Here is a 10340-nt window from a genome sequence, read left to right as displayed (position 1 = left end):
GCGCCCCAATCACCATGGAAAATATGTGTTATAAACTTAATATATTGAGAAAAATAACTCTTATCCAGCGCGTACTTTTGTTCTAACGCATCGCGTTCGAACGAATTTGGCGATTGCACACCGCTTAAATTAGAAACTGCTTCACCTGGGAACAAATACGCTAACGAAAAGGTAAACGCACTAAGCAATAACAGCATAAAAAAGAATAGCGTCAAGCGTCTTGCAAGGTAATCACGTAACATCAATCTTTCCTCGCATTGGCCAGTGAAATACCACCAAATGGCGGAACTTCAACCCCTTTAATATGGGTTGATTTTGCTTGTAATCGCAACCCATGGGCAATGGGTAATAAAGGAAGCTCTTGAGCAACCATTTGTTGGGCCGCAAAATACACTTCTTTACGCGCATCAATATCATTCGTGTCATGTGCTTTGGTTAGCAATAAATCAAATGCAGCATTACACCAATTTGACGGGTTTTTACCACTAAACACAGAGGCACAACTAAGAATTGGGTTTAGAAAATTATCAGGCTCAGGCGAATCCGCAGCCCAACCAATTAATACAGAGTCATGTTGATGAAGCGTCAAGCGTTCTAAAAACGTATTCCACTCATACTCAACAATATTTACCTTAATGCCAATTTGTTTTAATTCACTTTGAATAAGCTCTGCCATTTTTCGCGCATTTGGGTTGTAAATACGGCTCACTGGCATGGCCCATAAGTCCATAGTAAAACCGTCTTTGTAGCCTGCGGTTTCAAGTAACGATTTAGCTAAATCTAGGTTGTAACTAGGGTAATTCGGTTGTGCCTGATAAGCCCAAGATTCTGGAGGTAAAATCGACTGGGCAAGATCTGCATTATTAAAATAAACCGCTTGCAGTATTTTTTGTTTGTCGATGGCATGAGAAATAGCGCGGCGAACCTCCACTTTATCAAATGGCGGTTTTTGCGTATTAAATGCCAGATAGCCAACATTTAAATTTGCCAGCTTTTCCACATCAATATCTTCGCGGTTATTTAATACTTCAATGTGTGCACTGCTCGGGTGAGCCGCAATATCACATTCGCCTGTAAGTGCTTTTGCAATTCGCGTGTTGGAGTCAGAGGTGATATCAAATACCAGTTGTTCAATTGCGACGTCACTGCGCCAGTAATGTTCATTACGATAAAAGCGAACAAACGCATCGCGTTTAAAACGTTTATATTTGTAGGGGCCGGTGCCAACAGGCAAGCGATCAATATCTTCTAGCGACTCGTTTTTTGTTAATTTATCAGCGTATTCTTTTGAAAGCACAATGGCAAAATCAGTAGCCATATTTGATAAAAAACTGCTATCTGAACTGAAAAGTTCAAAAGTAACTTGGTATTCACCAGTTTTAGTGACCGAACGAAATGATTGATCTAACCCGATACTTTGAAAATAAGGGTAATTGCCACCGCCAACAAAGTGAAAGGGGTTATATACATCAAATAAACGGGTAAAGGTAAAAACCACATCATCGGCATTTAATTTTCGCGAAGGGGTAAAGTAATCCGTTTGATGAAAATCGACATCATCCCGTAAATTAAAAACGACTTTTTTGCCATCATCTTCAAATGACCAACTGGTCGCCAGTTCAGGAATAAATTCACCATTTGAAGGGTCAATAGAGAGTAAACGGTTATAGAGTTGATGTGAGATAATATCAATGGTTGAACCGGTAGTGGTTAATTGCGGATTAAACGAAACAGGGTTTGCTTCGGAACAATAAACCAAACCGTTGATGTTTTTTTGTTCTTCAAACGAACAGGCAGCAAGAAAAGTGCAAGCAATAATAGCCGACACCTTTTTACCGTTGCTTAGAAGTAATTCTTTTATTTTTAGCAAGTTACTTCTTTTATTATAAGTTGATTTTGCTGCTTTATAGCATTCGCGCACTGGCATCTAATAGGTTGTATTTTTTTAAGTAGCCCCGCAGCTGATGATAGGTTAACCCTAAACTGTCAGCTGTTTTTCTTTGATTATATTGGCAATATTTAAGTGCGTCATTAATTAAATCAATTTCGTACTGATTTGACAGTGCTTTTAAATCACATGGGAAGCTAAATTCGGGTTTCGTAGTGACGATATTTTCACTCACAGCTTCAGTGGGTGTTTCATTTGACTCAACTAAAGGCGATGAAATTCTATCGTTAGTTTTGACCTTATGTTTTGGTCTAAATGGACTAACAAAGGGGTCAAGAATAATATCATGCACCGGCACGTGCGGATTTGCTGCGCGATAAACACTGCGCTCCACAGCATTTTTGAGTTCACGGATATTGCCCGGCCAATGATATTCCAATAGAGTTTCTTGGGCTTTACGTGTAAACCCGCTGAATAATTCCCACTCTAAATCCCGTGCCATATTAATTGCAAAGTTTTCTGCCAGTAGCATAATGTCTTCTTTGCGCTCCCTTAGCGGCGGTAGAGTAATTACATCAAAGGCTAAGCGGTCGAGTAAATCACTGCGAAACTCGCCTTGTTCAGCAAGACTGGGTAAATCTTCATTGGTTGCACACACTAAGCGTGTGTTAACACGAACGGTAGACTTACCACCTACACGTTCAAATTCGCCATATTCAATAACGCGTAACAGCTTTTCTTGAATAAGCCCTGATGTATTGGCTAATTCATCTAAAAACAGTGTGCCACCATCCGCGCGTTCAAAACGGCCTTCATGGCGTTTGCTTGCGCCGGTAAATGCGCCCGACTCGTGGCCAAATAGTTCGCTCTCTAACAAGTTTTCATTCAGTGCTGCACAGTTGAGTTTTACATAGTTCTGATCCCAGCGACTGGATAGAAAGTGTAAACGTGCTGCTATTAGTTCTTTACCTGTACCACGCTCGCCAATAATCAGTACTGGTTTATTTAATTGTGCCACCTGAGAAACATGCTCTAATACTTCTAAAAAGCTGTTAGACTGGCCTAAAAGATTGTCCTGTTGATTAGTTCGACTCATTTTTACTAACTCTTGGTCAAATTTGCTAACATCTAGTGTATTTTAATTCTAACTGTGTTTAAAGTTTTTTATATTTCAAAATATTTCTATTTAAAAACATTTGGTTAGCTGTTATTTAAAAGTTGGCAAGCATCTTGATAAAGTAATATCGGTCAGTCATAAATTTTAAATTTGAGGAAAGTATTATGGGAATTTTTTCACGCTTTGCAGATATTGTGAATTCGAACATTAATGCACTTTTAGATAAGGCAGAAGATCCAGAAAAAATGGTTCGTCTGATTATTCAAGAAATGGAAGACACGCTTGTAGAAGTGCGTTCAACTTCAGCGAAAACCATTGCTGAAAAGAAAGAACTAGCTCGTCGTGTTGAGAAACTTGAACAAGAATCTGCGGATTGGCAAGCTAAAGCAGAACTTGCGTTAAGTAAAGATCGTGAAGATCTTGCGCGTTCAGCGTTAGTTGAAAAGAAAAAATCGACAGAAGCGGCAAGTGCTGTTGCACATGAACTTGTTCAAGTGGAAGCGCATATTGAAAAGTTGCAACATGAAGTGGCTGCACTGCAAGACAAACTCGCAGATGCAAAAGCACGTCAAAAAGCGATTATTCTTCGTCAACGTTCTGCTGAATCTCGTTTAGGTGTTAAAAAAGCGCTAGATTCTTCTAAAGTTGAAGATGCGTTAAGTCGCTTTGAACATTACGAAAACAAAATTGATGGCTTAGAGTCACAAATTGAATCGTATGAAATGGGTAAAAAGTCATTATCAGATGAAATCGCAAGTCTTCAAGACGAAGAGAAAATTGATGATGAACTAGCTGCTCTTAAAAAAAGCATGGCTAAAAAAGATAAGTAATAATTAAAGCTTGGGAGAGCAGGAGGGCACTATGAGTGGGTTTGAAGTTATAGCAGTTCCAACAATCTTGTTTATGATATTTGTTGCACCATTGTGGTTAATTCTACATTACCGTAGCAAAAAACAAGTCAGTCAAGGATTAAGCGAACATGAGCACCGCCAGCTAATTGAATTAGCGAATAAAGCAGAAAAAATGGCTGATCGCGTTAAAACGCTAGAAGCAATTTTAGATGCGGAGGCGCCTGAGTGGAGGGCTAAAGTATGAGTAGACGCAGAGGTGAGTTATATCGCGACCCGAAACGCGGCAAGTTAGCAGGTGTGTGCGCAGGGTTAAGTGATTACTTCAATATGGAGCTGTGGCTAGTAAGGATTATCTTTATTTCAGCAGTACTCTTGCTCGGTGGCCCATTCTTTATTGTTGCTTATATTGCATGTTGGTTTATTTTGGAGGTAAAGCCGGAAACCTTACCTCATCAAGGTAAAACCGAAACGATTGATACCGAAAGACCAATCGAAGTTAAATCGAAAGTGTGGCAAGCGGGTGAACCACCACGTCGTGCACTACACGATTTGAAAGAACAGTTTGATCGTATTGATGGCCGCTTACAAGCGATGGAAAAGTACGTTACTTCACCGGAGTTTACAGTGAGCCGTGAAATCAACAAACTATAGTCACTCAGCGAACAATTGAAACGGGTAAGTTTATGAAAATAACTTACCCGTTTTATATGCAAGGAGAGGGTTATTAAGCATTCAGACCAATTGCAAAAATTGCGTGCAAAAGCCACAAAGCTAGTTAAGCGTGGATTAGATCAACATGTTAAGCTGGCGGTTACTGGACTCAGTAAAAGCGGTAAAACAGCCTTTATCACTTCACTTATTCATCATCTGACAAACGCAAAAAGTCAGATGCCATTTTTTTCACTGCAGCAACAAGAGCGTTTTATAGCTGGTAAATTAGTTGGCCAAGATGATTTAAGTGTTGCAACGTTTGACTATGCGCATGCACTTTCTGAACTGCAGGCTGGTAGATGGCCTGAATCCACTAACCGGTTAAATACGTTGCGACTAAATTTGAAGTACAAGCCAAGTAGTGGTTTGCGCTCGCACTTAACGGATGTTGCCACACTTACAATTGATATTTTTGATTATCCTGGCGAATGGTTGCTCGACTTACCCATGCTCGATGAATCATTTATAGAGTGGAATAACCGCCAATTTGCATTGTTAAAAAAATCGCCAAGATACCCGCATAGTGAAGCATTTTTAGCAAAACTAAATCAGTTTGATTGGTCACAAGAAGTTGATTACAGCCAATTAAAAGCTCTAGCACTAGAATTCCGTGATTTACTTTTGCTATTTAAAAATCAATGTCAGTTAACAGAGCTACAACCGGGCCGTTTAATTATGCCTGGTGAATTGGAAGACGCTCCGATTACGCTGTTTTTCCCGGTGAAAACCATTGATCACCAAGCGCTGGCAAATGCTCCTGAAAATAGTTATTTATTCACCTTAAAACAACGTTTCGAACAATATAAAAAAGATGTGGTGAAAACCTTTTACAGTAATTTTTTTGGTGGTTTTGATAGGCAAATTATTTTAGTTGATTTATTGGGTGCGCTGGATAAAGGGCGTGATGCATTAGTAGAACAAAGTGATGTTTTAAAGTCTTTACTTAAGCATTTTGATTACGGGAAGAGTGGTTTTTTAAGTCGCTTATTTTCTCCAAAAATAGATAAAATTTTATTTGCTGCTAATAAAGTTGACCATTTAAGTGTTGAGCATCATAAAGATTTAGCGCTGCTATTAAACAACTTAATTCTTGATGCGCAAAATGATTTAAATTACCAAGGTGTAACTGTTGAAACCATGGCGATGAGCTCAGTCAAGGCAACCAAGCAGGTTAAAGTGACTGAAAATGGTCAAGCACTTAATTGTATTTTTGGTAAGTCAGTTGAAAGTGAGCAGTTGCTAACCTATTTGCCATCACAACCACCGATGCGATTGTTATCAGAGGAACAATGGCCAGAGAATGGGTTTTCGTTTCCTAGTTTTTATCCGTTATTGTCAAAACAAAACACGCTTGAACATGTCAGGCTAGATCATGCCATTGAGTATTTAATTGGGGATAAAGTGCTATGAGTGAATTGCAAAAAGGGCGTGTAATTAATCAATTTGCTGAAGAGCAAGATCAACAATTACAGTCAATCTTGGAGAATGTAGAAACACTACAGCAAGGCAAAGTGATTGAACCGACTGAGATTGAGCTTTTAGAAGATGAACATCAATTTGAGAATGAACTTGATGCCCTTGCTACATCTTCCAAGCCAAATTGGCTTGGACGAATTTTTGTTTTATCTTTGTTGGTTTTAGTATTTAGCGAAGTTATTTTTTCACTGATTGATGCAATAAACTCTTCGCCTGTACTTGCAGGGGTTTATGGCGTTGCAATAACAACGGCACTTGCTTTGATAGGCAAGGTTGTTTTTCGTGAATTTACTTTGTTACGCAAACTTAAATCGACAAAAAATCAACAGTTAGCTGGTGCTCGCTTGATGGAGTCGGTGCAAATTGGCGAGGCTAAACATTTTATAACCTCGATTAATCAGCATGTAAGCACTGATAAATTAGCGATGATGTTGTCTCAAATAGATGAGCACCATACCGATAAAGAAGTGATGTCGCTTTATGCTAATACTGTTTTAGCAGAGCAAGATAAACAGGCTCAAGATATCATTAAAAAATATGCATCAACTTCAGGGGTGATGGTGGCCATATCACCTATTGCATTAGTAGATATGGCAGTAGTGCTATGGCGCAGCACTAAAATGATAGAAGACATAACCAAAGTGTATGGTTTGCCGTTAGGCTATGTTAGCCGCATAAAGTTGTATCGAATGACCTTAAAACAAATGCTGTTTGCAGGCAGCGCCGAATTGATTAGCGATTTTGCCACAACAGCCCTCAGTGCCGAGCTTGCAGGAAAATTATCTGCACGTGCAGCACAAGGGGTCAGTGTAAGTATCTTTACCGCACGTATTGGATATAAAGCAATGGAATTAAGCCGTCCGTTACCTGGCTTACCTAGCAAGAAAAACTTGTTAACATCATGCGTTAAACTTGCAATCGACAGTGTTAAAACAAAAGATAATAGCCAAGGTGGAAAATAAACTTTACGCATTTTTGGGCTTTTGTATACAATTTTAGCCGTCTAACAATCTAGCTTGCTTGTTGTTTTTTCAGTTGTGCATTAATTATGTAATTAATAATTATGACAACAATTTAAGCAAGTAGTATGAAATCACAACTTTCGGATAAGAGCTTATGCATTCATGGTGGCAAACAGCATGATCATGCACATGGCCCTTTAAGCACCCCAATCTATCAATCATCCACCTTTGTTTTTGATAATGCAGAGCAAGGCGCAGCGCGCTTTGCTGGCGAAGAAGCAGGTTATATTTATTCGCGCCTTGGCAATCCAACTACGCGTGAATTAGAACTGAAAATAGCGGCATTAGAAGAAATGGAAGATGGCGCTGCCACGGCCACCGGCATGGGAGCAGTTTCTGCGTCGGTGCTTAGCTTTTTAGAAAAGGGCGATCATCTCATTGCCTCTAAAGCGGTATATGGCTGTACTTTTGCGTTGTTTTCTCACATGTTGCCAAAGTTTGGTATCGAAGTAACGTTTGTTGATATGGAAGATCATAGCGCTGTTGAAAAAGCACTAAAATCAAATACCAAAATGATCTTCGCTGAAACTCCAATCAACCCAAACCTTGTGGTGATTGACCTTGCCTTTATTGGTGATTTTGCCAAACGCAATAATTTAATTTCGGTGATTGATAACACCTTTATGACGCCACTTTTGCAAAAACCAAAGCACTTTGGCATTGATATAGTGCTACACAGTGCAACCAAGTACTTAAATGGTCATGGCGATGTGGTTGCTGGTCTAGTGTGTGGTAGCAAAGAGCACATAGAGACAATTAAATTTACTGTGCTTAAAGATATTGGCGCAACTATAAGCCCGCACGATGCTTGGTTGATTATTCGAGGTATGAAAACTCTCAGTGTTCGCATGGAAAGACACTGTAGTAATGCACAAAAAGTGGCAGAGTTTTTAGCACAGCACGACAAAATAGAACAAGTATATTACCCAGGCCTAAAATCTCACCCAGGTAACAAATTTATTGGTACGCAAATGAAAGCGGCTGGTGGTGTGATTGCGTTTGAACTAAAAGGCACACTTGAAATGGGAGCGCAGTTTATCAATGCAACTAAGCTGTGTACTTTAGCTGTAAGTTTAGGTGATGCCGAAACTCTGATTCAACATCCAGCATCAATGACGCATTCGCCTTATACCCAAGAAGAACGATTAGCTGCGGGCATTTCAGATGGGCTTGTGCGTATTTCCGTTGGTCTTGAAGAAGCTGACGATATTATTGCTGATTTAGCGCAAGCGCTTGAGCAAATCTAGTTAAATTATCTTTACATGTGGCTAAGTTAAGAGACGCAAAGCGTCTCTTTTTTTCAAAAAAGTTTGCGAACAAAATTTATAAAACACTTCATTAACAAAGCAATAAGTTCATAAATTATATTTTTGTAATAAAAATTGTACACTGAAATGGTGTAAGCTTGGTTTGTTTTTATGTACGACTTCGTAAACCTAATGATACAAATTAAGCTGTGTGCTGCATTTCCAAAAGAGCCATGAATATTACCTTTTATGTAACTTTGTCATAACATCTAGAACATCTGAATCCGGCGGTTAATAACATAATTAATCGTTTGGATGTTGTGCTTAAGCAAGCGAGTCGCTTGCTGTTAAAGAGTAAATTTTATGGGCAAAAGTAGTAACTATATTTCTAAACAGCCAGATGATAATGGGTTTATCAACTGGACTGACGAAGAAAATCAAATTTGGTCAGAGCTGATCGCACGTCAATTAGAATGTATAAAAAATAAAGCGTGTGATGAATATATGCACGGCTTAGATAAGCTAAACCTGCCGCTTGACCGTATTCCTCAGCTAGAAGAAGTAAGTAAAGTACTTCGTGAAACAACGGGTTGGGAATGTGCACCTGTGCCTGCACTTATCGACTTTGATGAGTTTTTCCGTTTACTGGCAAATAAACAGTTTCCGGTAGCGACCTTTATTCGCTCACGTGAAGAGTTTGATTACTTACAAGAGCCAGATATTTTCCATGAAATTTTTGGCCACTGCGCGATGCTAACGCACCCTGCGTTTGCAGAATTTACGCATAAATATGGTCAACTTGGCTTAGCTGCTGAGAAAAAAGATCGTGTGTATTTAGCGCGTTTATACTGGTTTACGGTAGAGTTTGGCTTAATGCAAACCAAAGATGGTTTACGTATTTATGGTGGTGGTATTTTATCAAGCCCAGGCGAGACACAATATGTGTATTCAGATGTGCCTCAAATAAAACCGCTTGAGCCACTTGATGTGCTTCGTACGCCTTATCGCATCGATATTATGCAACCGTTGTATTACACCATTAATGCGATTGAAGATTTATTTGATATTTCTCAGCTCGATATTATGTCGCTTGTAGAAAAAGCAAAAGCGCTAGGGCTCCATGAGCCACTATTTCCTCCTAAACAAAAGAAAGCAAGTTAGAAAAGGGTTTATTATGTCTGAATTAAGTGCTCAAAAATGTGAAGCGTGTCGTGCTGACGCACCAAAAGTTTCAGATGAAGAGTTAGCTGTATTAGTTAAGCAAATTCCTGATTGGACACCAATTGTGGTTGACGGCATTATGCAATTAGAGCGTGTTTTTAAGTTCAAGAATTTTAAACTTGCACTAGAATTCACCAACAAGTTAGGTGCAATGGCAGAAGACGAAGGTCATCACCCTGGTATCTTAACCGAGTGGGGCAAGGTAACGGTTACTTGGTGGAGCCACTCAATTAAAGGTCTTCATAAAAATGACTTTATTTGTGCAGCTAAAACAGATGCACTGCTAGAAGACTAATCACTTCTAAATAATCAAAAAGAGCGCTAATTAGCGCTCTTTTTATTTTGTGGAATATAACTTAGAAAGAGATCCTTTGCCTCAATAGCATGTTTTGATTTATCGAAGAATTTATTTTTAAAGGTGACATCACAAATGCTTGAAGAGATAAAGCAGTTGATCTCAATACTTACGCTGTCAGGGCGAGATAACGTGTTGATTGTTTTCTCTAACGCGACAAATGTGTCTTCTCTACTTAATCTTACTTTCATTGATTGTTTAAATACATTTTCATCAGCGCGCTTAATGTTTGGTTTTATTACAACCGAGTTGTAAAGAACAGAGTACCCGACAATTAGCAATATAGAAGTAAAATATAAAGCAAAAGTTGGTTTGAGTAACTCTTTGAAAGTAAATGTGTTAAACGTTTGAAACATGATACTCTGTGAGTTGTTCGTTTTCTATACTAAAACATATATGGATTAATAGTGCAAAATATGAGTACAAAAAAAGGCAAACCGCGCTACGTGTTT

At 38.9% G+C, this 10340-nt stretch carries 11 protein-coding genes and 1 pseudogene; 8 read left to right on the top strand and 4 right to left on the bottom strand.

Annotated elements, in window-relative coordinates; genetic code table 11:
* The 3 genes and pseudogenes from ON073_RS10400 to pspF all read right to left on the bottom strand — a co-directional run.
* Positions 1-242: pseudogene (locus ON073_RS10400) on the bottom strand (ABC transporter permease); the annotation flags it as partial.
* The gene (locus tag ON073_RS10395; RefSeq protein WP_274761823.1) at positions 242-1927 is read right to left on the bottom strand and encodes an ABC transporter substrate-binding protein; all 1686 of its coding nucleotides are present in this window, start codon (positions 1925-1927) and stop codon (positions 242-244) included. The pseudogene ON073_RS10400 and the gene ON073_RS10395, both read right to left, overlap by 1 nt.
* Entirely contained in the window at positions 1905-2984 is a 1080-nt protein-coding gene (gene pspF / locus ON073_RS10390; RefSeq protein WP_274761822.1) for a phage shock protein operon transcriptional activator, read from the bottom strand. Before pspF ends, ON073_RS10395 begins: the two co-directional genes overlap by 23 nt.
* Positions 2985-3169: 185 nt before the next feature.
* Here pspF and pspA point away from each other — a divergent pair, with 185 nt between their 5' ends.
* The 8 genes from pspA to ON073_RS10350 all read left to right on the top strand — a co-directional run bounded on the left by pspA (position 3170) and on the right by ON073_RS10350 (position 9828).
* Positions 3170-3835, top strand: coding sequence for a phage shock protein PspA (pspA, locus tag ON073_RS10385; RefSeq protein ID WP_274761821.1), 666 nt, complete (start codon positions 3170-3172; stop codon positions 3833-3835).
* A gap of 31 nt (positions 3836-3866) precedes the next feature.
* Positions 3867-4100 carry an envelope stress response membrane protein PspB gene (gene pspB, locus ON073_RS10380; RefSeq protein WP_274761820.1) on the top strand — a complete coding sequence of 78 codons (234 nt, stop codon included), beginning with the start codon at positions 3867-3869 and terminating at the stop codon, positions 4098-4100.
* On the top strand, positions 4097-4507 hold the full coding sequence (gene pspC, locus ON073_RS10375; RefSeq protein WP_274761819.1) for an envelope stress response membrane protein PspC: 411 nt from the start codon (positions 4097-4099) through the stop codon (positions 4505-4507). The genes pspB and pspC overlap by 4 nt, the downstream gene beginning before the upstream one ends.
* A 90-nt stretch (positions 4508-4597) precedes the next feature.
* Positions 4598-5977: a YcjX family protein gene (locus ON073_RS10370; protein WP_274761818.1), complete on the top strand. Its 1380-nt coding sequence runs from the start codon at positions 4598-4600 to the stop codon at positions 5975-5977.
* Entirely contained in the window at positions 5974-7005 is a 1032-nt protein-coding gene (locus tag ON073_RS10365; protein WP_274761817.1) for a TIGR01620 family protein, read from the top strand. The genes ON073_RS10370 and ON073_RS10365 overlap by 4 nt, the downstream gene beginning before the upstream one ends.
* A 125-nt stretch (positions 7006-7130) precedes the next feature.
* Entirely contained in the window at positions 7131-8312 is a 1182-nt protein-coding gene (megL, locus tag ON073_RS10360) for a methionine gamma-lyase (RefSeq protein WP_274761816.1), read from the top strand.
* 363 nt (positions 8313-8675) lie between these two features.
* Positions 8676-9473, top strand: a complete 798-nt coding sequence (phhA, locus tag ON073_RS10355; protein WP_274761815.1) for a phenylalanine 4-monooxygenase — start codon at positions 8676-8678, stop codon at positions 9471-9473.
* Positions 9474-9486: 13 nt separating this feature from the next.
* Entirely contained in the window at positions 9487-9828 is a 342-nt protein-coding gene (locus ON073_RS10350) for a 4a-hydroxytetrahydrobiopterin dehydratase (protein WP_010559688.1), read from the top strand.
* Between the two features lie 26 nt (positions 9829-9854).
* Here ON073_RS10350 and ON073_RS10345 read toward each other — a convergent pair whose 3' ends face one another.
* The gene (locus ON073_RS10345) at positions 9855-10244 is read right to left on the bottom strand and encodes a hypothetical protein (RefSeq protein ID WP_274761814.1); all 390 of its coding nucleotides are present in this window, start codon (positions 10242-10244) and stop codon (positions 9855-9857) included.
* Between the last annotated feature and the right edge of the window lie 96 nt (positions 10245-10340).

Source organism: Pseudoalteromonas sp. G4 (genome assembly GCF_028875915.1).
In the GTDB taxonomy this organism is placed as follows: Bacteria; Pseudomonadota; Gammaproteobacteria; order Enterobacterales; family Alteromonadaceae; genus Pseudoalteromonas.
This window is presented reverse-complemented; position numbering and strand designations above follow the sequence as displayed.

Excerpts from the sequence above, each read along its gene's own strand:
- ON073_RS10395 (WP_274761823.1), bottom strand. The coding sequence starts at position 1,927 with ATGCCAGTGCGCGAATGCTATAAAGCAGCAAAATCAACTTATAATAAA.
- pspF (WP_274761822.1), bottom strand. The coding sequence starts at position 2,984 with ATGAGTCGAACTAATCAACAGGACAATCTTTTAGGCCAGTCTAACAGC.
- pspA (WP_274761821.1), top strand. The coding sequence starts at position 3,170 with ATGGGAATTTTTTCACGCTTTGCAGATATTGTGAATTCGAACATTAAT.
- pspB (WP_274761820.1), top strand. The coding sequence starts at position 3,867 with ATGAGTGGGTTTGAAGTTATAGCAGTTCCAACAATCTTGTTTATGATA.
- pspC (WP_274761819.1), top strand. The coding sequence starts at position 4,097 with ATGAGTAGACGCAGAGGTGAGTTATATCGCGACCCGAAACGCGGCAAG.
- ON073_RS10365 (WP_274761817.1), top strand. The coding sequence starts at position 5,974 with ATGAGTGAATTGCAAAAAGGGCGTGTAATTAATCAATTTGCTGAAGAG.
- megL (WP_274761816.1), top strand. The coding sequence starts at position 7,131 with ATGAAATCACAACTTTCGGATAAGAGCTTATGCATTCATGGTGGCAAA.
- phhA (WP_274761815.1), top strand. The coding sequence starts at position 8,676 with ATGGGCAAAAGTAGTAACTATATTTCTAAACAGCCAGATGATAATGGG.
- ON073_RS10350 (WP_010559688.1), top strand. The coding sequence starts at position 9,487 with ATGTCTGAATTAAGTGCTCAAAAATGTGAAGCGTGTCGTGCTGACGCA.
- ON073_RS10345 (WP_274761814.1), bottom strand. The coding sequence starts at position 10,244 with ATGTTTCAAACGTTTAACACATTTACTTTCAAAGAGTTACTCAAACCA.